The sequence below is a fragment of the Bradyrhizobium sp. 149 genome (assembly GCF_023073915.1).
In the GTDB taxonomy this organism is placed as follows: domain Bacteria; phylum Pseudomonadota; class Alphaproteobacteria; order Rhizobiales; family Xanthobacteraceae; genus Bradyrhizobium.
In genome coordinates this window covers 170,188-190,831 of sequence record NZ_JADPKK010000023.1, presented here as the reverse complement: position 1 = coordinate 190,831, position 20,644 = coordinate 170,188, and the positions used below count along the sequence as shown (strand labels likewise).

Sequence of the window (20,644 nt, the reverse complement as noted above, 5' to 3'; positions counted from 1 at the left end):
CCCGCGCGACCTAAGCGCCGCTCTCCGTCGTGACGAGGCTTTTGAGGCGTCGCTTGGCGCCGGTCGCGATGGATTCTGCCATCGCCTGCGGGAAATCCTTCGGCAGCTTCGCAATCGTTGTGTCGATCTTCGTGCCAGCTGTATCCGCGAGCTCTTCGATGATACCGCGAACCACGCTGTCGGGCAGGCCGCAAGTCTTTGCGGTTTGCATGAAATGTCGACCGAGAACCGTGTGCACCACATAGTGGCGACTATTGCCGATCGCCATGGCGAGCTTCATTTGGTTTTGTGTGATCTGCTTGGCATCGAGGCTCGGTTGCGTCGAGATGATGTCGTACAACGGCGCGAGGACGAACCGTCCGCCGGGCGAGAGGCGGATGCTGAAGTTCTTGGCGTGGCCGTCGGTGGCCGCCAGAAGCCAAAGGATAATTTGTGCCTTGAAGAAGGTCGCTTGGTCGGTCGCCGGCGTATCGCTGCCTTTGAGGAGATCAGAGATATTTCGGATGCCCGGGCCGCCGTCGGATTCGTATTTGCGCCCGGGCGGGACGGAAAGCGCCTGACAGCAATCTTCCTGTGGTAGGCGCAAAAGCCGTCCGTCGCGTGTCCATGTGCGGTCAAAGCGTTCAATGGCGAGCACGCGCCGGCCCGCGAAATCAACGATGCGCGACTTGGCGACGGGCAAGTCGAGTGCGGCGACGAGCTTCAGGCAAAGATGCTCGTTTTCAACGCTGTGGGTCAGGTCGACGCCGTTCGGTAACCTGCCGATCTGCGGTTTGATGATGTGCGTGGTGGCGGTCGTGCCGTGCGGCACATGCCACTTGTCCTCCCAGTAGAGAAGGGCGGTTTTTTCCTGGGCTCCAGCAAGAGAGATACGAAACTCCTGATCGGGACCGATGCCGAGCGGATTGTTGGCGAGATTGGCAAGGATCGCCGCGATGTCCTGATCGCTCGCGACGCGAGCGTCAATTGCGCCCGCCGCTCCGGGTGCCGTTCCATCCGGAAGGAATTGCAGGGCGCCGACACAGTCGCGGCCGATCGCGGAAAGCAGGCTGTAAGCATCGGCTCCGCCGGCATGCGCGCGTTCGGCGACACGCCGGCGGATGTCGTCGTTATCGGGAAGCAGGTTATCGAAGACCGCGATGACGGGGTCACCGATATAGCGGTCTTCGCGTAGAGGCATCGATACCGAGACAGGGATGGCGTTCTCCCATCCCAGCCAAGCTTCGTCGTATTGGAAGTCGATAGCGCCGCTGCCCTCCCGCCGCAGCCGCCCGACCAAACGAGCGTTCAGGTAGACGTTGAGAGGCTTTCGGAGAGGACGGCGTCCCATCAGAACAAATCCTCGATGGCTTTGGCCGGCACCTTCGTGCGTGGCCGGAGGACCAGTTCCAGGTTGAGCGCGGCCAGCGCATCCATGAGGATGCGCAGTTGCGTCGCTGGTTCGCCGGCCTCCAGCTTCGAGACAGTCGCTTGGCGCGCGTGCATCTTGTCGCCCAAGCTGCCTTGGGTGAGTTTTTTTTGCCGGCGGTGCCGCTTAATGGCGGCGCCGAGCTGCTGCGGGGTGCGGGCGATCGTATCCATTGGGATAGGATACGCAAGCGCGTATAAAACGTCAATATACGCGGTGCGTATATAGAGAAAATATACGGTATTGCGTATATTAATGCAATATACGCAATCGCGTATATCGATTTGGCCCGATCACACCGGCAGGCGGCATGATTGAATGAATAGCGCTGGCGCCACGGTAATACTCATGACCGCGGACGATGAGGCGCAGTAGTGAGCAGCAACTCGCCGCGACCCGATGCGATTGAGTAAGCCTCAAACGTCGGTTCTCAGTCTTTCTTTTTCTACGCCAGTCTACGATCACCGAAAGCGCTTGTTGCGCTAAGCCCATTGGTGCCTTTTCTAATCATCCCCACCTGAGGCCCGCTGTGGAGGTCCTCATTGGGTGGGGGCGTCGGTGGCAATCCATTCCTTTCAATCGGAAGCGAATTCGCGCGGTGCGCGAATGCTGCGTAGCGCGCTTGGCGCGGCGATTGCGGGCTACCTCGAGGATGAAGCGATCATCGAGGTGATGCTCAACCCGGACGGGCGGTTGTGGATTGATCGGTTGTCGAGTGGCTTGGTTGACACAGGCGAGACTTTGTCAGCGGCCGACGGCGAGCGCATCGTTCGCCTGGTGGCTCACCACGTTGGCGCCGAGGTGCACGCCAGTTCACCACGCGTGTCGGCCGAACTTCCCGGGACCGGCGAGCGCTTCGAAGGCCTATTGCCTCCGGTCGTCGCTGCCCCTGCTTTCGCCATCCGCAAGCCAGCTGTCGCTGTCTTCACGCTCGACGATTACGTGGCCGCCGGGACCATGACCTTCGGGCAAGCCGAGGCCCTGAGGAGTGCGGTCGCCACTCGCAAGAATATCCTGGTGGCCGGTGGTACCTCGACCGGCAAGACCACCTTGACCAACGCGCTTCTGGCAGAGGTAGCGAAGACCGCTGACCGCGTCGTCCTGATCGAAGATACGCGCGAACTCCAGTGCAAGGCGCCCAATCTCGTCGCGCTAAGGACCAAGGACGGCGTAGCCACGTTATCCGACCTTGTCCGCTCCTCGCTTCGACTGCGTCCTGACCGCATCCCGATCGGCGAGGTCCGCGGTGCCGAAGCTCTCGACCTTCTCAAGGCGTGGGGCACAGGTCACCCCGGCGGCATCGGCACCATTCATGCGGGCAGTGCGCTCGGCGCTCTGCGGCGTCTCGAGCAGCTCATCCAGGAAGCGGTTATCACGGTCCCCCGCGCCCTGATCGCCGAGACCATCAACCTCGTCGCCGTGCTTGCGGGGCGCGGCGCCGACCGTCGCCTTGCAGAACTCGCTCTAGTGACAGGGCTTGGTGCCGCCGGCGACTACAGCCTTTCACCAGCAGGAGACTGACATGCGTCAGCAATTTCGTTTTCTTCGAGATGCCGTTCTACTCGCCGCCTCCGGCACGCTTCTTATGGCGTCGGCGCCAGCATGGGCTGCCGGCTCGAACATGCCGTGGGAGCAGCCGCTCAATCAGATTCTGCAGTCGGTCGAGGGGCCGGTCGCAAAGATCATCGCAGTCATCATCATAGTCGTGACGGGGCTCACCCTCGCGTTCGGGGACTCGTCAGGCGGTTTTCGCAGGCTGATCCAGATCGTATTCGGGCTGTCGATTGCATTTGCGGCCTCGAGCTTCTTTCTGTCGTTCTTCTCCTTCGGCGGCGGCGTGGTGATCTGATGGACGAGGCGGTCGCAGGTTTTGTCGTGCCGGTTCACCGTGCGCTTACCGAGCCGATCCTGATGGGCGGTGCGCCGCGGGCGGTTGCGATCGTCAACGGCACGTTAGCGGCTGCCCTTGGACTCGGACTGCGGCTCTGGATCGCAGGTCTTGTCCTCTGGTTCATCGGCCACATGGCCGCCGTCTGGGCCGCCAGGCGCGATCCCGCCTTCGTCGACGTGGTGCGCCGCCATCTGCGCATTCCCGGTCATCTCAACATCTGAGCCCTCGATCATGATGAACCTTGCCGAATATCGCCATTCAAATGCCCGTCTTGCAGATTTCCTGCCCTGGGCAGCCCTCGTCGAGGAGGGGATCATCCTCAACAAGGATGGTTCGTTCCAGCGGACTGCAAAGTTCCGGGGACCCGACCTTGACAGTGCGGTGCCGGCTGAACTTGTCGGTATCGCAGGTCGTCTGAACAACGCCCTTCGCCGCCTGGGTTCTGGCTGGGCCGTATTCGTCGAGGCGCAGCGTCATTTTGCCGGCAGCTATCCCCCGAGCACCTTCCCAGATGTCGCATCTGCATTGGTCGACGCCGAGCGCAGAGCTCAGTTCGAGGAAGCCGGCGCGCACTATGAGTCCAGCTATTTCCTGACCTTCCTCTATCTGCCGCCGGAGGAGGGCGCAGCCAAGGCAGAGCGACTGCTCTATGAAGGGCGCGATCGCACCGCTGGCGCAGATGCTCGCGAGGTGCTGCGCGGTTTCGTTGACCAAACCAGCAGGGTGCTCGGGCTTCTTGAAGGGTTCATGCCGGAATGCGCCTGGCTCGATGATCAGGCCACGCTGACCTATCTGCACTCGACGATTTCGACCAAGCGTCATCGCGTGCGTTTGCCCGAGATTCCGATGTACATCGATGCGCTGCTCGCAGACCAACCGCTGACCGGCGGGCTCGAGCCGATGCTGGGCTCAGCCAATCTGCGGGTTCTCACGATCGTCGGCTTCCCGGGAGCGACCACTCCGGGGATCCTGGATGATCTCAATCGCCTGCCATTCTCGTACCGCTGGTCGACGCGGGCGATCATGCTGGACAAGAGCGATGCCACCAAGCTTTTGACCAAGATCCGCCGCCAGTGGTTCGCCAAGCGGAAGTCGATCGGGGCCATTCTCAAGGAAGTCATGACCAATGAGGCCTCGACGCTGCTCGATACCGACGCCCACAACAAGGCGCTTGATGCCGACGCGGCTTTGCAGGAACTGGGATCGGACCAGATTGGGCAGGCCTTCGTCACGGCGACCGTAACCGTCTGGGACGGCGATCCCAATGCTGCCGATGAAAAGCTCCGCCTGGTCGAGAAGGTCATTCAGGGCCACGATTTCACCTGCATGATCGAGACGGTGAACGCCGTGGAAGCCTGGCTCGGCAGTCTGCCCGGGCATGTCTATGCCAATGTGCGGCAGCCGCCGGTTTCGACCCTCAACCTTGCTCATATGATTCCGATGTCGGCGGTTTGGGCGGGCGAGGCGAGGGATCTGCATTTGGGCGGTCCGCCGCTCCTGTTCGGCAAGACCGAGGGTTCGACACCGTTCCGGTTTTCGCTTCACGTCGGTGACGTCGGCCATACCCTGGTGGTAGGGCCTACGGGAGCTGGCAAGTCGGTCCTGCTTGCCCTCATGGCAATGCAATTCCGCCGCTACGCGAACTCCCAGGTATTTGCGTTTGACTTCGGTGGTTCGATCCGGGCGGCCGCGCTCGCCATGGGCGGCGACTGGCATGATCTCGGCGGTGCCTTGTCTGACGGAGGCGACCGACCCGTCGCATTGCAGCCGCTGGCCTGGATCGACGACGCTTCCGAGCGCGGATGGGCCGCCGAATGGGTCGGTGCAATCCTGGCACGCGAAAAAGTCGAGATCACCCCGGAGGTCAAGGATCATCTGTGGTCGGCACTGACGTCTCTCGCGTCCGCGCCGAGGGAGGAACGTACGCTGACGGGCCTGTCAGTCCTCTTGCAATCGAACTCCCTGAAACGCGCTCTGCAACCCTATTGCCTGGGCGGTTCGTCCGGACGCCTGCTTGACGCTGAATTCGAGCGCCTCGGCGAAGCTTCGGTCCAAGCGTTCGAGACCGAAGGGTTGATCGGAACGAGCGCGGCGCCAGCCGTGCTGGCTTACCTGTTCCATCGGATCGGAGACCGTCTCGATGGCCGGCCCACACTCCTCATCGTCGATGAAGGTTGGCTTGCGCTAGATGACGATGATTTTGCCGGCCAGCTTCGCGAGTGGCTAAAGACGCTTCGCAAGAAGAATGCGTCCGTCATCTTCGCCACCCAGTCGCTTTCGGACATCGACGGCTCGGCAATCGCGCCGGCGATCATTGAGAGCTGCCCAACACGCCTGTTGCTGCCGAACGAGCGGGCGATTGAACCGAAGATTATGGCCATCTATCGCCGCTTCGGCCTGAATGACCGCCAGATCGAACTTCTGAGCCGGGCAACACCCAAGCGTGACTATTACTGCCAGTCCCGCCGAGGCAACAGGATGTTTGAACTGGGCCTAGGCGAAGTTGCGCTCGCATTCACCGCAGCCTCATCCAAGACAGACCAGGCAGCGATCGAGCGGCTTCTTGCTGAGCATGGAACTGACGGCTTCGTCCCTGCCTGGCTCCAGCATCGCGGCGTCGCCTGGGCCACGGACCTGATTCCCAGTCTCGTCAATCTGGAGAAATCGCAATGAGGCGCCTTGGTCTATTTGCCGCCGCTGGCACGATCGCCCTGACGCTTTGCGTCACGGCGCCTGCACAGGCGCAGTGGGTCGTCTTTGATCCCAACAACTACGTCCAGAACGTGCTGACTGCGGCGCGCGAGCTGCAGCAGATCAGCAACCAGATCACCTCGTTGCAAAACGAAGCGCAGATGCTGATCAATCAGGCCAGGAATCTGGCGAGTCTGCCGTATTCCTCCCTCCAACAACTGCAATCATCGGTCCAGCGGACCCAGCAGCTGCTGAGCCAAGCCCAACGCATCGCCTACGACGTCCAGCAGATCGATCGCGCGTTCTCGACCAGCTATGCGCCAGCCAGCGGCAGCCAATCCAGCCAGCTGCTGATCACCAATGCTCAATCACGTTGGCAGAATTCTGTCGCCGCGTTGCAGGACGCGCTCCGGGTTCAGGCTGGTGTTGTTGGGAACCTCGACACCAATCGCGTCCAAACATCAGCGCTCGTGACCTCAAGCCAGGGTGCCAGCGGCGCCCTGCAGGCGACCCAGGCCGGCAATCAGATCCTCGCGCTTCAGGCGCAGCAGCTTGCCGACCTCACCGCCGCTGTCGCGGCACAGGGCAGGGCGCAGAGCCTTGAAGCGGCGCAGCGCGCCGCAGCCCAGGACCAGGGTCGCGAACAGCTGCGGCGATTTCTGACGCCAGGGCAGGGCTACCAATCCCAGGACGTGCGGATGTTCCACTGATGACTGAGCCGGGCCCATTCAAGGCACTATCGCTGCTCGTGTCGGTCGGGGTGGTGATCGTCGCAGGCTGCGCGATCCAGCTTCGTGGCGGGAAGAATACCTCTGCGCCGCCAAAGGCAGAGCAGGCCAAGGACGTTGACCGTTCCGAGCTTGCGCGCTGCCGCACCGTCTCTTCGGAAGATGCCGCGGACCATCAGCATTGCCAGAAGGTCTGGGCCGAAAATCGTCGTCGCTTCTTTGGCAGGCGGGACGGTGTTGCCGCGGGAGAAACCGCCGTGACACCCGTGCCAAAAGATCAGAGTCGGATGCCGCAAGGATATCCGTCCGTCGGGGTGCCCGAGGAGGATAAGCCATGACCGGCACCGGCGTCATCGATCAGTTCCTTGAGACATTCACCCGCTACATCGATAACGGCTTCGGCCTGCTGGGTGGCGAGGTCGGGTATCTCGCGACAACGCTTGCGGCCGTCGACATCACGCTTGCCGCGTTATTCTGGAGTTGGGGCACGGATGAGGACATCATCGCGCGTCTCATCAAGAAAACGCTGTTCGTTGGGGTCTTTGCCTATCTGATCGGCAATTGGAACAACCTCGCACGGATCGTCTTCGAGAGCTTTGCCGGGCTTGGTCTGAGAGCGTCCGGTTCAAGCCTTTCCGCGTCAGACTTCTTGCGGCCGGGAAAGATCGCCCAGGTGGGGCTCGATGCCGGAAGGCCGATGCTGGATTCGATCTCGAACCTGATGGGCTACATCAGCTTCTTCGAGAATTTCGTGCAGATCGTCGTTCTCCTGTTCGCGTGGGTCGTGGTGCTGCTCGCCTTCTTCATTCTGGCGATCCAGCTCTTCGTCACATTGATCGAGTTCAAGCTCACGACGCTGGCCGGCTTTGTGCTAATTCCCTTTGGCCTGTTTGGAAAGACGGCCTTCGCGGCGGAGCGGGTCCTCGGCAACGTCATATCGTCCGGGATCAAGGTTTTGGTCCTAGCCGTCATCGTGGGCATTGGCTCAACCCTCTTCTCACAGTTCACGACCGGTTTTGGCGGCGCGCAGCCTACGATCGAAGATGCGATGACCCTGGTGCTCGCGGCCCTCTCCTTGCTGGGGCTCGGTATCTTCGGTCCCGGAATTGCAAACGGCCTGGTATCGGGCGGACCCCAGCTCGGCGCCGGCGCCGCGATTGGGACGGGCCTTGCTGCCGGCGGCGTTGTTGCGGCGGGTGCCGGCCTTGCCGCCGGCGGCGCTGGTCTTGCTGGTGGTGCGCTCGCAGGTGCGGGGCGCGGTGGGGCTGCCATGGTGAGTGGCACATCCGCGGCGTATCGAAGTGGCGGCCTTGCTGGCATCGCGGAGGCGGGTGGCTCGGCTGCCGTGAGTCCGTTACGTCGGGCCGCGGCCGCATTGGCCGGCAGCGGGCAGGCGAGTGAGCCGGCTGCGAGTACGTCCACAGAGGGGCAACCCGATTGGGCGCGGCGCATGAAGCGGGCCCAGACCGTTCGGCACGGCGCGTCGGCGGCCGGCCACGCCGTGCGCTCCGGCGATCATGGCGGCAGCGGCTCTTCTGTCGATCTCTCGGAAGGAGAGCGCTGACAGCCCGCCAACCGCCAATATTCCGCCGGTCAGCAACGGAATCAAACGACGCACCGCGCCACTCGTAACCAATCACTCGACGTCAGGGGCAACTATCGATGTTCAAACGACCTTCCGTTCACTACGGGCGTATGCCCGAACCGGTCACGCCGTACCAAAAGGCAGCGCAAGTCTGGGACGAACGCATTGGATCTGCGCGCGTGCAGGCCAAGAATTGGCGCTTGATGGCCTTTGCTTGCCTCATGCTCTCGGGCGGCCTGGCCGGTGGGCTTGTTTGGCAGTCAGCACAAGGATCGATCACGCCATGGGTCGTTGAGGTGGATCGCCTGGGCCAAGCCCAGCGGGTTGCGCCAGCCAACATCGATTATCAGCCGACAGATGCTCAGATCACCTTCCATTTGGCGCGCTTTATCGAGGACGTTAGGGGCTTGCCGGCCGACGGCATCGTTCTGCGCCAGAACTGGCTGCGAGCCTATGACTTTACGACGGATCGTGGTGCGGCCGCGCTCAACGATTTTGCGCGCAACAACGATCCGTTTGCCAAGCTAGGCAAGGCGCAGATCTCGGTCGATGTGTCGAGCGTCATCCGAGCGTCTTCAGAGAGCTTCCGGGTCGCCTGGACCCAACGCATCTACGAGAATGGCTCGCTGAGTGCGACCGAGCGCTGGACCGCGATTCTCACGGTGGCAATCGAGACGCCGCGAGATGCCGAACGCCTGCGCAAGAATCCCCTTGGCGTCTACGTCCGCGCCATCAACTGGTCGAAGGAGTTGGGTCAGTGATCAAGACGACGCGTGACATGTGCTCAAAGGGTCCGATCCAATACCGCAGGTTCAGCTCGAGCAGGTGCAAGCTCGCCCCTTTGAGGCGCGCCCTCTTACCAGCTCTGCTGCTTGGCACATGTGCCCTCGCTGGATGCGCCAGCTACGTTCCCCCGGAAATCAGCTATGACGCCGAGGTCCCGCCGTTGCCTCCGCCTCAAGTGTCTCTCGACGACCGACCTCGGCCGCTTCATGTTCCACCACTCTGGAAACCTGTTCTGGGCGGCAAGCCGGGGGCGAAGGAAGACGCCGAACCCGTGAGGCGGGTTGAGGCCGCAAACAGCGCCGCGCGCGTCGAACCGCGGAAAAGAGGATATTTCAACGCCGCGCAGATCTACGCCTTCAGCCCCGGTGCGCTCTACCAGGTCTACGCTGCTCCCGGACAGATCACGGACATTGCGCTGGAAGAAGGAGAGCAATTGACGGGATCTGGACCGATCGCAGCCGGAGATACCGTGCGCTGGGTCGTGGGAGATACCGAGAGCGGGAGCGGGGACACGCGTCGCGTCCACATCCTGGTCAAACCGACGCGGGCTTCGATCGAGACCAATCTTGTCGTCAATACCGACCGGCGCACCTACCTGATCGAACTCCGCGCCCGCGAGCAGCCGTACATGCCTTCCGTTGCCTGGTACTATCCGGAAACGGTTCGCGAACGATCGCGCTCTGTCACTCTCAGACCCTTCATTCCAGATCCCACGCAACGTGTCTTTCGTTACGCGGTCGAGGGCGACAGCCCGCCCTGGCGGCCGCTCGCGGCCTATGATGACGGCCGGAAAGTTTACATCGAATTCCCGCAAGGGATCGTCCAGGGCGAAATGCCACCGCTTTTTGTCATCGCGCCTGACGGCAAGACCGAGCTCGTCAATTATCGCGCCTACGGCAATGTGCTGATCGTGGACCGGCTGTTTGCAGCCGCAGAACTGCGGCTGGGTGGTGAGCACCAGCAGAAGGTCAGAATTGTCAGGACTGACGGGAGGCCGTCGTCATGAACACGCAGAACGAACATCGCGCGGAGGCGATTCCGCCGCAAACACCGGAGGAGCAATCCGCGAGCTTCCGCCTCCGAGCCGAACCTCCGCGGGTCACGCGACTGTCCCGTAAAGTTCTCGCCGGCGGCAGCGCTGTCGCCTTGCTTGTCGCTGGCGGAGCCGTGTTGTGGTCGCTCCAGAGCAAAAGCTCCCGCAACCAGGCCGCGGACGAGCTCTATAGCACTGATCATCACAATCTGGCTGACGGTATTGAGGCGCTGCCGAAGGATTACACTGGGGTCTCACGCCAGACCGTGCCGCAGCTTGGTCCGCCGCTCCCAGGCGACCTCGGTCGACCGATCCTGGCCGCTCAAGGCCAGTCGCCGACGACCGGCGGAGATCCGCAACAGCAACGCCGGGATCAGGAGAGCGAGGCAGCCCGTGTCAGCCATTTGTTCGCTCCGACCAGTGGGAGAGAAGTGCGGCCGGCCGCCGCTGCGGCTGCTGGAGGCGAGCGCCTCCTGCCGCCGAACGCAACCAGCACCGGCGAGGATGGATCTGCGCAAAACGCGCAGGACCGAAAACTTGCCTTTGTGAACGCTTCTGTTGACCGTCGCACGGTAAGCCCCGACCGCGTCAGCAGGCCCGCTTCACCATACATTGTGCAGGCCGGGACGGTCATTCCGGGAGCGTTGATCACCGGCATCCGGTCGGATTTGACGGGCCAGATTACGGCGCAGGTCACAGAGAATGTCTTTGACACGCCGACCGGCCGCTTTCTGCTTGTGCCTCAGGGAGCGCGCCTGATCGGGATCTACGATAGCCAGGTCACTTTCGGCCAGTCCCGCGTCCTGCTCGTCTGGACCCGGCTGATCATGCCGAACGGACGTTCAATCGTTCTCGAGCGGCAGCCTGGCGCTGACACCGCGGGGTATGCAGGCCTTGAGGACCAGGTCGACAATCACTGGGGTGAGCTGTTCAAGGCTGCGGCACTATCGACCTTTCTCGCGGTCGGGACCGAACTGGGTGAGGGTTCGGACACCAACAGCAATAACAGCGCAATCATTCAGGCATTGCGCCACGGTGCGGCCGACTCGCTGAACCAGACTGGCCAGCAGGTAATCCGGCGAAGTCTGAACATCCAGCCTACGCTCACGGTCCGGCCGGGCTTTCCGGTCCGCGTCATCGTCAATCGCGATCTGGTGCTTCAGCCTTACAGGGGATAGCTCAGTGCCCAAGCTCAGGATAGCTGCAGTTGCCGACGAAAAGCCGGTGAAGGTTTCGGCCGAGTTGCCAGCGGCCGTCCATCGGGATCTCCTTGCATACGCGGAGGCGGTTGCTCGCCAGACCGGCGGTCCTGTGAACCCGTTGAAGCTCATTGCGCCGATGCTGGCGCGGTTCATGGCGACTGACCGCGCATTTGCGAAGCTGCGGCGTGTCCGTCATCCGCCCGGAGAAGACACAGAACGATGACGTTCAGTCAGCAGCTCGACATAACGCTTCAGGACGGGGCTCTTGTTGTCTGCCCGCCATTGCGCATAAAACTGTATGCGCGCGTGACCGATCTCACCTTCCAGTTCTCGATACACAACCCCCGCGAATGTTGCCCCGAGGTCGGATTCCATGCCTACGCTGAATCCCAGACCCATGCTGACGAGGCTCTTCACGAGTCCCCGGCTGACGTTGTGCCGCTCGATCCTGGGGCATTCGTGATCTGCCAGAAGTCCTGAAACCAGGCGCAGTTCCAGGTCTGCATCCGGATCGCGTTGACTTAGTAGCAGGGTCTCGTTGCGAAGATCGCTCCAGTGGACGAGTTTCCGTGAAGCCAGAGGGTGGTCCCCGGGCAGCACAAGCAGGAAGCGCTCGCTCCAGACCGGCAGACCTTCCAGATCCGCCGGCGTGCTCTGTTCCGGTACCACCGCGAGGTCAATTGTGCCGCTGTGAATGGCATTCCGCAACTGGAGCGGTGACAGTTCGACAACTGCGAGTTCAACCGACGGGGCCCGCTTTCTGAATTCGATGAGGCTTGCGCGCAGATTGCCAGCCGAGATTGAAGTGCAGAAGCCGACTGCGAGCCGGCCCGCGTGTCCCCTTGCGATCGACTGTCCCGCAGCGACGAGCGCATCAACATGCTCCAGAATTGTTCGCGACCTGTCTAGTATGTTGAGGCCCGCTGCGGTGGGCGTTACGCCGCTGGTCGAGCGCCGGAACAGCGGGACGCCGACGATGTGCTCGAACTGGTTGATTGAACGGCTTAGCACCGAGTGTCTGACAGACAGGAGATCAGCAGCCCGCCGGAAGCTACGGCAATCGTCCGCGGCCACCGCATAGCGAAGCTGCTGGAGATCAATTCCATGGACCATAGCTGACCGCCAAAAGCCTGGTTGCGCTGCTGAGTGCGGGTTTCCTTGAATGGGGAAGGGCGTGCCTGGCCAGTTTGGCGCCAAGGCCTTCTAGGCCACGGCAGCCACTACAGGTGTCCAGAGGGCCGGTCCTGCCAGATGACCTGCGGTACGGATCGCGAGGAGGCTCTCGTGAGAAACCTGAAGGGCACCTGCAATGGCCAAAGTGTTATCTATACGGCAGGGGGACCCGAGTGGCCGTAATGGCCAACCTGCCCGACGCAGGATGCGCTCCATTCGGGTATCGGTGACGGTAACAATCTCTGCCAGACGCCGCGACAGTCCAAATTCGATCATGCCTGCAAACAGCTCGTATGTTGATCGGGCAAGCCCGTGCTGGCCTTTGGGTTCGTCGCTCGTCACATCGATAGCAAACCGGCTGCTTTCCCAAATAAGAGGACTCGACGGGGCCGGCTGACCTCCGAGCAGCACAGGGAACGTGTCGCGTAGCATCGTGGGACCAAGCGTGGGCAGGAGACGAACTGAACCGCGCACCTGCCCTGTGCTGGAAAACTGGACGAGGTAGACGGGGCTGAGCGCATCAAATTCATCGACTTCAAGGTCGCCGCTCGTCACCACGTCCCAGTCCAGACGAACCTTGAAAGTCCTGTAACGCAGCCGGTACATGTCTGCGAGGACATTGGAGAAGTCCTGGTACGACGCCGGGGTAATGAGCTGGATCATGGTCCCCTCCAGAAGGCGATTGATCCCTTCTTGGAGCGGTTTCCCGGACTAAATGCACCACCCGCAATTACAGGTAGTATTCGTCAAAATTCTGCTCTTCTTTTTTGTCAGCGGCCATCCGTATCGCGGCCTGCACGAGGGTTCGCACGCCGAGCTTTTTCTTGACATTATTGAGGTAGGAAGCGGCTGTATGCTGCGAGATACCAAGTATGCGCCCTATTTCCCACGCGGACTTTCCTCGTGCTGCCCATTCGAGACACTGGTGTTCGCGGCGAGACAGCCTGATTCCGTTTGCTGTGGCCGTTGTCGCCAGTTTCATCTGAACCTGGGTGTGGAATAGCAGGCTCATGAGCTGCAGCACGCGCCCTTGGGAGTTGACGCTGCTTTCGAAAGTGGCACGTCGCTCGTCGGTTGCGAAAGTCAATGCAGCAATGGCGCGGCGGCCACGATGCACGGGTACCGTGAAGCCGAAGCGGATTCCGGATTGAGAAGCCTCGTCAAATAGCTGCTTCTGCGCGATCGACAGGGATTGCGACGGCAAGTCAACTCCCCAGCAAAATGGCTCGGGGCTGTGAGTCGCGGAGATGAGAACGGGATCGATGGATTGGTAGTTGCTCCGCAGGTAGTGTGTCGTCCACCGTGATGGATATGTGGAGATCAGCCGTGGACTGTCCTGCGACCTGGACCATAGTCCCAGATAAGCAAAGCACGGAAGATCGAGCTCTGCTGCGGCATCCGCAAGTGCCCTGGAGAAATCCTCCGGGCTTTCCGCCGCAGCCAGATGATCGATGAACTGCTGGAAGACGCGGTGCATTTCCTGCCCTGTGTCGCGCCGAATGGCGGAAGGAAGACTGTCGAAGGTTTCGCCCAGGGCGAAACCTTCGATCTATCTGCTCAGGATCCCGGGGGATGAGGATCGATCTGCAGCTAGCCTCGCAACCCCAGTTGCTGCCAATGACCCGGATTGACGATCAACCGGCCTGGACCGTCGAACCTGAGCGTCAGGGGATATCGATCGGGGACAGTGAAGTAGCCGGGACTGACGGGCAGCAATTCCACTGGCTTGTCTTTTCCAATCGCATACGCAGGACGCTCACCTGTAGCCAGGGCGAACAGGCGATCGCCATCGACCTTGATCTCAAGCGTGACGAACGGGCTGAACACATATTTCCCCGCGAATGCGGCAATGTCCCGTCCCTGGGGTTTGTAGTCCCTGGACGGTGCGACCGCCTTTGGTTGATCCGGGATCGATGCGAGGATGGAATCCCACATCATCTCGGAAGCGATTGCTCCCAGGTCTGCCGTGCCGAGTTCGTTGTTGAGGTCCGAGGCAGAACGCCCACCGGCCCCGCGCTCGTTGCCTGTCTCTGCCGTGGAGATTGCGTACAGAACATCGCCGTCGCTGACTGTTGCGAAGGGCTGAATGGCCCGCGCCATTGAAGTATGCACCTGGACGGCCAGGCGCTGGAGTTCGGCGTTGCTCAGCTTTTGGTTGGTGACGACGAGGCTGATGGTGGTGTTCTTGTTGTCGCCGCCTCGAGGAACACCATTCCAGCCCGCTTTGCGGCTGAGGGGAATGGCTGCAAGCAAGTCCGTCGTCTTCAGGGCTTTTGGCCAACTGGCGTCATCATAGCAGGCGGCTATTTTGCCATCACGTGTCGTGATCAGGCCGCCGGCGTTCAGGACGACGAATGTCGCGATCTTGATGTTGCCGATTTGCCGGAAAGCTCCGCCCTGACCGGAGTAGCTGCCGCAGTTGAAGAAGCCTCCGGTTCGCGCAAATCGGCCCGCGCCCTGGGCGCCCTGCGGGAAGACGCCGGGCTGTGCCGCGCGGAGAGCGGCCTGGGCAAGTTTCTTGTCGGGATAGACCTCGTTCAATCTTCGGTCGCCGAAGTCGTAGATGATGGCACCTGCAGTGACCGCAGTGTTGTTCCAGAACCCGTTGCGGATGTTATCGTCCTTCAGTGCCGTCGCGACAGCCGTTGTCGTCTCAAGTCCGTACGCAGAGCCTCCCGAGAAAACGATGGCGTCGATATCGGGGGACTCGTAACCCAGGCGCAGATAGTCGGTCATGACCGTGCCAGGTGCACCGCCCCTGACGTCGACCACCCCCATCGCCTTCCTGGGGAAGCGGAAAACGGTCACCCCGGTCGGGCCTTCGGCATATTCGCCGGTGCCGATCTGTACCTCGGGCCAATCGAATTTGAGCACCTTGTCTCCCGCCACGTTGACCGCGGGCGCAAGATTCTGATCCGCGGCAGCCTCGCAGACAGCACCGGTCGCAGCCATTCCGATGGCCGCTAAGGTGATGGAATCCCTGATGAAATTCCGAGCTCGAATTCGCCGCATGAGAGTCCCTCCACTTGTTGTTAGTACTGTTTATAATCATAAATGATACGAAGCTCGTCAAGTGCTCGGCTTTGGCTCGCCGTTCGGCGGGCGAGGGAAGGGTCTGTAGAGGGGTGAGCTGTCGAATGACGATGAACTGGGACCATCTCCGTGTTTTCCTGGCAGTCGCCCGCGCAGGCCAGATTCACGGTGCGGCACGCCGCCTCCGGTTGAATCACACGACAGTCGCGAGGCAGCTCACCGCGCTCGAAGGCGAACTCAAGGTGAAGCTTGTTGATCGACGAAGAACCGGCACCCGCCTGACCTTGGCGGGCGAAGAGGTATTCGCCGCCGCAGAGTGTGCGGAGGCGGAGTTTCTCAGAGCTGGCGCTCGCCTTGGCCGTTCCTCGAAAACGCTCTGCGGCACAGTGCGAATTGGTGCCCCTGAAGGTCTCGGAAACTACTTTCTTGCAAGCGAGCTGGCGTCACTGGCTGCCCGGAATCGCGATCTTGTCGTCCAGCTCGTTCCGTTGCCGAGAACCTTTTCGCTATCGAAGCGCGAAGTGGACATCGCGGTCATGCTCGAACGGCCGATGCACGGCAGGTTGCTGGTCACAAAGCTCACCGACTACACGCTCAGCGTTTACGGGACGGAGAGCTATCTGCAACGAAGCGGACAGGTTCGCTCGCTGGAAGATCTGGCCGATCGCTTGCTGGTCACGCAAGTGGAAGATATCGCCTACAGTCGCGCGCTGGACTACGCCTCTTCACTCGGAAAATTCATGACGAGGCAATATCAATGCGGGAGCATCATCGCCCAGATAGAGGCTGTCAAAGCGGGCCACGGCATCGGCATCCTGCACGATTTTGTCGCAAGGCGCTTTCCCGAGCTGAAGCGCGTATTGCCCGCGATTCGTTTCCAGCGCACCTACTGGCTGGTGTCGCACGCCGACACTCATCGAACGCCAGCAGTGGCGGCGCTCTGTTCGCACATCGCCACCGCGGTCCGCGGCGCAAGGGGCGAATTTGATGGGCGGGGCTGATGACTGAATGTTGTTGCGCGGCCGCGACGTCGCGCAGCTGGCGTCCGGGAAGCAGGCTTCGCCTTGCTGATCCTGTCTGGCGGACCCGGCGTGACGTGAATCATGAGGAAGGACATCGACGAGAGATTCTGACGTCGATGCTTGACAGGCGATAATTCATGATCATAAATAGCAGGAAAGAGGAAACGTTCAATAATGGTACTGGAAATCCGCCCCAAGTTGGATTCCGTTCGGCAAAAGCGTTCGGACGCAATCGCCGAGCAGATCAAAGACTACATTTTTCGGATGGAGCTGAAACCCGGGGAGCGGCTTCCTCAGGAGGGGCAGCTCATCGAGATGTTCGAGAGCGCTCGTTCCACCGTTCGGGAAGCGCTCAGATCACTCGAGGTTCAGGGGGTCATCCATAACTCGACAGGACCCACCGGCGGAGCCCGCGTCGCAGCCGTCTCGCTGCAACGCTCCATCGATCTTCTAAGCAATTATTTCTATTTCGAGCCGGTCTCTTCTCTCCAGATCTACCAGGTCCGGAAAATCATCGAGCCTGAACTTGCCGGAACGGTTGCGTCCGTGCTGACGGAAGATCATCTCGGGCAACTGGAGAGGACGATTTCGTTGCAGCACGAGCTTTCCGGGTCTGCGAAAAACTGGGAGCGGTTGCGGCACATCGAAATGGATTTCCACGACATCCTCGTGGAGGCCTGCGACAATCCGATCCTCGCCCTTGCTGCGCGCTTCATCAATTCGGCCATACGCTCGACCATTCGTCGCGCCCATCTCGATGAGAATGCCCAGTCATTCACCGACGACAACATCGCGTTTCACCAGAAGCTGCTTGAAGCATTTCGTGCCCGCGACGGAGGCGCGGCCCGTGAGATCATGCGCGAGCATGTGATCAGCGCCGAGCCTTACGTGCTGACGGTGGACGAGCGAATCGACGTGCGGGATGTACGTCACGTCATTCGCCAGTCGCGGGGATAGTCTACCAAACCGGAGTAGTATCACATGAAGACGACACGTCGGGAGCTGCTCGCAGGAGCGGCTGCGGGAATCTTTTGCCCTGCGCTACTGAAGAATGCGTTCGCAGCTGATGCCACCAGGATCTGCTCTGTCCTGTCCTTGTCCGGTCCGTTCTCGAGCGCCGGAAAGCCTGCAGACCTGGGGGCCCGTCTCGCTGTCCGGGCGCTCGCAAGCAAATATGGTCTCTCCGCGGAATACGTTGCCCTGGATGACGAAGGCAATCCTGGACGAGCGATGCCGAAGATCATCACCGCCGCTCAGCGGGAAAAGATCAGGTTCTTCAGCGGCCCGGTTCTCTCGTCGGTCGGACTGGCAATGTCACAGGCCGTCGCAAATCTCGGTGGTGTCTACGTGAGCTCGATTGGCGCAGACGAGGTGACCGGATCCGAGTGTCGAAAGAGCACCTTCCGATGGCCGGTGCCGAGTTATGGCGCGATCCAGCAGACTGTCCGTCCACTGATCGGGATGCTTCCCTCGGCCAGGCGCTGGTTCACGGTCACCCCAAGCTATGTCTTTGGAGAAGCGCTGCTCCGAAACTCCAAAGCCATTTTCAAGGAGCTCGGCGTCGAGCACGTCGGCAACATTGATCATTCCCTGACCGAAACCGAATTCTCGGGTCACATCACCAACATTCTGGCAGCAAAGCCGGATGTCATCCTTGTTCTGAACTTCGGGCCGCAGACAACCAACTTCCTTCGCCAGGCTGCCGAATTCGGTTTGAAGGACAAGATGAAGATCCTGGTCGCATGGGGTGCCGGACTGGAGCAGTTCTCCGAAATCGGCTCTGACGTGCTGGATGGCGTCTATTTCGGCTTGCAATACTGGCACGACGTGGACACGCCCAAGAACAAGGCGATCGTCGAGTTGTTCAGGAACGAAGCCAACACCCTGCCGAGCTGGAGCATGGTCAATCTGTTCACATGCAATGACCTGTTACTTCAAGGGCTCAAAAAGGCGAAATCGGACGACCCCCAGGAGGTGATCAAGGCCCTGGAGGGACTGACCTACGAAGGGCCGACCGGCGAGGAGAATATTCGGCCGTTCGATCACCAGTGTGTCAAGGAATACTATCTCGCTCTGGCGAAGCCGGCCTCGAAGAAGAAGAACGACGCAGACTTCGTCGACATCGTGAGCTCGGGGCGCTCGTTCGTCGAGCAGGCCATATCCCAATGCAGGATGACGTAGCTCGAGCGTAGACATTTAGCACTCGGAAGGAGCCGCTGCCTTGGCGTCCATGTTGTTGTCCCAGGTCGCCAATGGCGTCGGGATCGGAATCATTTATTTTATGATAGCGGTCGGAATGTCGATCACGTTCGGGATGATGCGCTTCCTGAACATCGCACATGGTGGCTTCTATCTCTTAGGTGCCTATGTCGGCTTCGAACTGGTGCAGCAGACCGGCAGTTTCTGGTTCGCACTGGTGGGAGCGCCGATCTGCATCGGCCTCGTAGCCTGGCTTTCGGAGCCCGCCTTCAGCGTACTATATCGACTGTCTCACAACATGCAGATTCTGGCGACGCTCGGCCTCGCGCTGGTCATCCAGGAGACGGTCGTTCTGGTATGGGACACGGTGGGCAAGCACGTCGCGGCTCCCGGTGGACTGGTCGGAGCCGTGGCCTTCGGCGATTTCGTCTACCCACGTTACCGGTTGTTCGTGATTTGCGTCGGAGTGGTTCTGGCTGCGGGTCTCTGGTTGCTGCTCGAGCGGACGAACTACGGTGCGGTCCTTCGCGCGGGGACGCAATCGACGGACGACATCGAATTGCTTGGCATCGATATTCGCCGTGTGTTCGCGGCGACCTTCGGCCTGGGCGCAGGCCTGGCCGGCCTTGCCGGCGTTCTGGCTGCTCCCATACGTGGCGTTGAGCCATTTATGGGGCCGGAAGCGCTTGCGATCGCGTTCGTGGTTGTGGTTGTAGGGGGGCTGGGGAGCTTCTTCGGTGCACTGGCCGGAGGGCTGCTGATTGGCATAATCCAGAGCACCACTTCTGTTTTCTGGCCCGCGGCATCAGGCGTTGCGATGTACGTGGGAATGGCTGCCATCATGCTCATTCGGCCGCGCGGCCTTCTGGGGAGGGCGTGATTGTGAGCCGGTATGGCACGAACTGCGCCCAGTCCACCCGCGAGATCCTCGGCTTGATCGCAACCGTGGCGCTCCTTCCCGCGGTGCTTCCATCCGTCTCGCTTGCCACCGAATGCGTGATCTTCGTGATCGCCACGCTGGGGTGCAATCTCCTGCTAGGCCGTGTCGGTCTCCTTTCGTTCGGACAGGGCATTTTCTTCGGAGCGGGATCCTACGCGACCGGTCTCGCCATCGTTCGCCTGGGCGCGGGACCTGTCTTCAGCCTCTCGGCGGCCCTGTTGCTCGGATCGATGGTTGCCGCTCTCATCGGCTCCCTTGCAGCAAGGCGGCGCGGCGTCTACTTCATCATGTTGACACTGGCTTTTACCCAGATGTGCTACTTCCTGGCCTTCGGCATGTCGGGCGTCACGGGGGGTGACAACGGACTTCTCGGCGTTTCCCGCCCGCCATTGAGCTTCCTCGGCACCACATTGTTGCCGCTCGATTCCGATCTCTCGTTCTACGCGCTGTGCTCGATCATCTGCGTTGCGGTTTACGCGCTTCTCGCGCGCGTGACCGGATCGCCATTCGGCGCGGTCCTCGTCGCCATTCGGGAGAACGAGAGCAGGACGTTCGCGGTCGGCTACAATCCGCTCGCCTACAAGATCCTTGCTTTCGTCCTCTCCGGCATGGTGACGGCCGTAGCCGGCGGACTCTACGCCATGTTTCTCAGGTTCGTACCACTCAGCAACATCGATATCTCGATGAGTGAGCGGATTCTCATCATGACCATGCTTGGCGGTGTCGGCTCGCTGTTCGGAGGCGTGATTGGCGCCGTGACGGTGGTCGTTCTCAGTCATCTGCTGTCGGATCTGTGGTCCCGCTGGATTTTGCTGCTGGGTCTCGTCCTGATCGTCGTCGCCGTCTGTCTGCCGGGCGGCCTGTGGTCGGCCCTTCAATGGATCGCGACGGCGCTGCGGCGGGGCGTGATCGGCATGTCGCCTCGTCGAGCTCACTTGCCGCTGGAGAAGTAG

General features: G+C 61.1%; 22 protein-coding genes. 16 read left to right on the top strand and 6 right to left on the bottom strand.

Features of this window, described 5'->3' with window-relative positions:
- Window positions 1-10: 10 nt before the first annotated feature.
- Window positions 11-1,330 carry a type II toxin-antitoxin system HipA family toxin gene (locus IVA88_RS28645; protein ID WP_247500557.1) on the bottom strand — a complete coding sequence of 440 codons (1,320 nt, stop codon included), beginning with the start codon at window positions 1,328-1,330 and terminating at the stop codon, window positions 11-13.
- A complete protein-coding gene (locus tag IVA88_RS28640; protein WP_247500556.1) occupies window positions 1,330-1,581 on the bottom strand; it encodes a helix-turn-helix domain-containing protein in 252 nt (83 codons plus the stop codon). Before IVA88_RS28640 ends, IVA88_RS28645 begins: the two co-directional genes overlap by 1 nt.
- A 433-nt stretch (window positions 1,582-2,014) precedes the next feature.
- Between IVA88_RS28640 and trbB the strand changes: the two genes are divergently transcribed.
- From trbB to IVA88_RS28585, 11 genes are all read left to right on the top strand, one after another.
- Window positions 2,015-2,929: a P-type conjugative transfer ATPase TrbB gene (gene trbB / locus IVA88_RS28635; protein ID WP_247501215.1), complete on the top strand. Its 915-nt coding sequence runs from the start codon at window positions 2,015-2,017 to the stop codon at window positions 2,927-2,929.
- 1 nt (window position 2,930) lies between these two features.
- Complete coding sequence (locus IVA88_RS28630) at window positions 2,931-3,257, top strand: TrbC/VirB2 family protein (protein ID WP_247500555.1); 327 nt, start codon at window positions 2,931-2,933, stop codon at window positions 3,255-3,257.
- Window positions 3,257-3,520, top strand: a complete 264-nt coding sequence (locus IVA88_RS28625; protein WP_247500554.1) for a VirB3 family type IV secretion system protein — start codon at window positions 3,257-3,259, stop codon at window positions 3,518-3,520. The genes IVA88_RS28630 and IVA88_RS28625 overlap by 1 nt, the downstream gene beginning before the upstream one ends.
- A 10-nt stretch (window positions 3,521-3,530) precedes the next feature.
- On the top strand, window positions 3,531-5,972 hold the full coding sequence (gene trbE / locus IVA88_RS28620; RefSeq protein ID WP_247500553.1) for a conjugal transfer protein TrbE: 2,442 nt from the start codon (window positions 3,531-3,533) through the stop codon (window positions 5,970-5,972).
- A complete protein-coding gene (gene trbJ, locus IVA88_RS28615) occupies window positions 5,969-6,700 on the top strand; it encodes a P-type conjugative transfer protein TrbJ (protein ID WP_247500552.1) in 732 nt (243 codons plus the stop codon). The genes trbE and trbJ overlap by 4 nt, the downstream gene beginning before the upstream one ends.
- Complete coding sequence (trbK-alt, locus tag IVA88_RS28610; RefSeq protein WP_247500551.1) at window positions 6,700-7,056, top strand: putative entry exclusion protein TrbK-alt; 357 nt, start codon at window positions 6,700-6,702, stop codon at window positions 7,054-7,056. Before trbJ ends, trbK-alt begins: the two co-directional genes overlap by 1 nt.
- Window positions 7,053-8,282, top strand: a complete 1,230-nt coding sequence (gene trbL / locus IVA88_RS28605) for a P-type conjugative transfer protein TrbL (protein ID WP_247500550.1) — start codon at window positions 7,053-7,055, stop codon at window positions 8,280-8,282. The genes trbK-alt and trbL overlap by 4 nt, the downstream gene beginning before the upstream one ends.
- Before the next feature lie 98 nt (window positions 8,283-8,380).
- On the top strand, window positions 8,381-9,064 hold the full coding sequence (gene trbF / locus IVA88_RS28600) for a conjugal transfer protein TrbF (protein WP_247500549.1): 684 nt from the start codon (window positions 8,381-8,383) through the stop codon (window positions 9,062-9,064).
- Complete coding sequence (gene trbG / locus IVA88_RS28595) at window positions 9,061-10,095, top strand: P-type conjugative transfer protein TrbG (RefSeq protein WP_247500548.1); 1,035 nt, start codon at window positions 9,061-9,063, stop codon at window positions 10,093-10,095. Before trbF ends, trbG begins: the two co-directional genes overlap by 4 nt.
- A complete protein-coding gene (locus IVA88_RS28590) occupies window positions 10,092-11,300 on the top strand; it encodes a TrbI/VirB10 family protein (protein ID WP_247500547.1) in 1,209 nt (402 codons plus the stop codon). The genes trbG and IVA88_RS28590 overlap by 4 nt, the downstream gene beginning before the upstream one ends.
- A 4-nt stretch (window positions 11,301-11,304) precedes the next feature.
- Complete coding sequence (locus IVA88_RS28585) at window positions 11,305-11,547, top strand: DUF2274 domain-containing protein (protein ID WP_247500546.1); 243 nt, start codon at window positions 11,305-11,307, stop codon at window positions 11,545-11,547.
- On the opposite strand, the gene IVA88_RS28580 is transcribed toward IVA88_RS28585, so the two are convergent.
- From IVA88_RS28580 to IVA88_RS28565, 4 genes are all read right to left on the bottom strand, one after another.
- Window positions 11,517-12,437, bottom strand: coding sequence for a LysR family transcriptional regulator (locus tag IVA88_RS28580; protein WP_247500545.1), 921 nt, complete (start codon window positions 12,435-12,437; stop codon window positions 11,517-11,519). The genes IVA88_RS28585 and IVA88_RS28580 overlap by 31 nt on opposite strands.
- A gap of 90 nt (window positions 12,438-12,527) precedes the next feature.
- Entirely contained in the window at window positions 12,528-13,160 is a 633-nt protein-coding gene (locus IVA88_RS28575; protein WP_247500544.1) for an acyl-homoserine-lactone synthase, read from the bottom strand.
- Between the two features lie 67 nt (window positions 13,161-13,227).
- Window positions 13,228-13,974, bottom strand: a complete 747-nt coding sequence (locus IVA88_RS28570) for a LuxR family transcriptional regulator (RefSeq protein ID WP_247500543.1) — start codon at window positions 13,972-13,974, stop codon at window positions 13,228-13,230.
- 113 nt (window positions 13,975-14,087) lie between these two features.
- The gene (locus IVA88_RS28565) at window positions 14,088-15,509 is read right to left on the bottom strand and encodes a P1 family peptidase (RefSeq protein WP_247500542.1); all 1,422 of its coding nucleotides are present in this window, start codon (window positions 15,507-15,509) and stop codon (window positions 14,088-14,090) included.
- Between the two features lie 125 nt (window positions 15,510-15,634).
- Here IVA88_RS28565 and IVA88_RS28560 point away from each other — a divergent pair, with 125 nt between their 5' ends.
- The 5 genes from IVA88_RS28560 (at window position 15,635) to IVA88_RS28540 (ending at window position 20,644) form a co-directional block, all read left to right on the top strand.
- A complete protein-coding gene (locus IVA88_RS28560) occupies window positions 15,635-16,531 on the top strand; it encodes a LysR family transcriptional regulator (protein WP_346657656.1) in 897 nt (298 codons plus the stop codon).
- 195 nt (window positions 16,532-16,726) lie between these two features.
- Window positions 16,727-17,509, top strand: coding sequence for an FCD domain-containing protein (locus IVA88_RS28555; protein ID WP_247500541.1), 783 nt, complete (start codon window positions 16,727-16,729; stop codon window positions 17,507-17,509).
- Between the two features lie 24 nt (window positions 17,510-17,533).
- Window positions 17,534-18,733: an ABC transporter substrate-binding protein gene (locus IVA88_RS28550; protein ID WP_247500540.1), complete on the top strand. Its 1,200-nt coding sequence runs from the start codon at window positions 17,534-17,536 to the stop codon at window positions 18,731-18,733.
- Between the two features lie 49 nt (window positions 18,734-18,782).
- Window positions 18,783-19,631 (top strand): branched-chain amino acid ABC transporter permease, encoded by an 849-nt coding sequence (locus IVA88_RS28545; RefSeq protein WP_247501213.1) that lies wholly within the window; start codon window positions 18,783-18,785, stop codon window positions 19,629-19,631.
- Window positions 19,632-19,633: 2 nt separating this feature from the next.
- Window positions 19,634-20,644: a branched-chain amino acid ABC transporter permease gene (locus IVA88_RS28540; RefSeq protein ID WP_247500539.1), complete on the top strand. Its 1,011-nt coding sequence runs from the start codon at window positions 19,634-19,636 to the stop codon at window positions 20,642-20,644.

Bases quoted from the DNA above. Each gene is read 5' to 3' on its own strand.
- IVA88_RS28630 (WP_247500555.1), top strand. From the start codon at position 2,931: ATGCGTCAGCAATTTCGTTTTCTTCGAGATGCCGTTCTACTCGCCGCC.
- trbE (WP_247500553.1), top strand. From the start codon at position 3,531: ATGATGAACCTTGCCGAATATCGCCATTCAAATGCCCGTCTTGCAGAT.
- IVA88_RS28625 (WP_247500554.1), top strand. From the start codon at position 3,257: ATGGACGAGGCGGTCGCAGGTTTTGTCGTGCCGGTTCACCGTGCGCTT.
- IVA88_RS28545 (WP_247501213.1), top strand. From the start codon at position 18,783: ATGTTGTTGTCCCAGGTCGCCAATGGCGTCGGGATCGGAATCATTTAT.
- IVA88_RS28560 (WP_346657656.1), top strand. From the start codon at position 15,635: ATGACGATGAACTGGGACCATCTCCGTGTTTTCCTGGCAGTCGCCCGC.
- trbL (WP_247500550.1), top strand. From the start codon at position 7,053: ATGACCGGCACCGGCGTCATCGATCAGTTCCTTGAGACATTCACCCGC.
- trbK-alt (WP_247500551.1), top strand. From the start codon at position 6,700: ATGACTGAGCCGGGCCCATTCAAGGCACTATCGCTGCTCGTGTCGGTC.
- IVA88_RS28550 (WP_247500540.1), top strand. From the start codon at position 17,534: ATGAAGACGACACGTCGGGAGCTGCTCGCAGGAGCGGCTGCGGGAATC.
- trbJ (WP_247500552.1), top strand. From the start codon at position 5,969: ATGAGGCGCCTTGGTCTATTTGCCGCCGCTGGCACGATCGCCCTGACG.
- IVA88_RS28640 (WP_247500556.1), bottom strand. From the start codon at position 1,581: ATGGATACGATCGCCCGCACCCCGCAGCAGCTCGGCGCCGCCATTAAG.
- IVA88_RS28645 (WP_247500557.1), bottom strand. From the start codon at position 1,330: ATGGGACGCCGTCCTCTCCGAAAGCCTCTCAACGTCTACCTGAACGCT.
- IVA88_RS28555 (WP_247500541.1), top strand. From the start codon at position 16,727: ATGGTACTGGAAATCCGCCCCAAGTTGGATTCCGTTCGGCAAAAGCGT.
- IVA88_RS28575 (WP_247500544.1), bottom strand. From the start codon at position 13,160: ATGATCCAGCTCATTACCCCGGCGTCGTACCAGGACTTCTCCAATGTC.
- IVA88_RS28565 (WP_247500542.1), bottom strand. From the start codon at position 15,509: ATGCGGCGAATTCGAGCTCGGAATTTCATCAGGGATTCCATCACCTTA.
- trbF (WP_247500549.1), top strand. From the start codon at position 8,381: ATGTTCAAACGACCTTCCGTTCACTACGGGCGTATGCCCGAACCGGTC.
- IVA88_RS28580 (WP_247500545.1), bottom strand. From the start codon at position 12,437: ATGGTCCATGGAATTGATCTCCAGCAGCTTCGCTATGCGGTGGCCGCG.
- IVA88_RS28590 (WP_247500547.1), top strand. From the start codon at position 10,092: ATGAACACGCAGAACGAACATCGCGCGGAGGCGATTCCGCCGCAAACA.
- IVA88_RS28570 (WP_247500543.1), bottom strand. From the start codon at position 13,974: ATGCACCGCGTCTTCCAGCAGTTCATCGATCATCTGGCTGCGGCGGAA.
- trbB (WP_247501215.1), top strand. From the start codon at position 2,015: ATGCTGCGTAGCGCGCTTGGCGCGGCGATTGCGGGCTACCTCGAGGAT.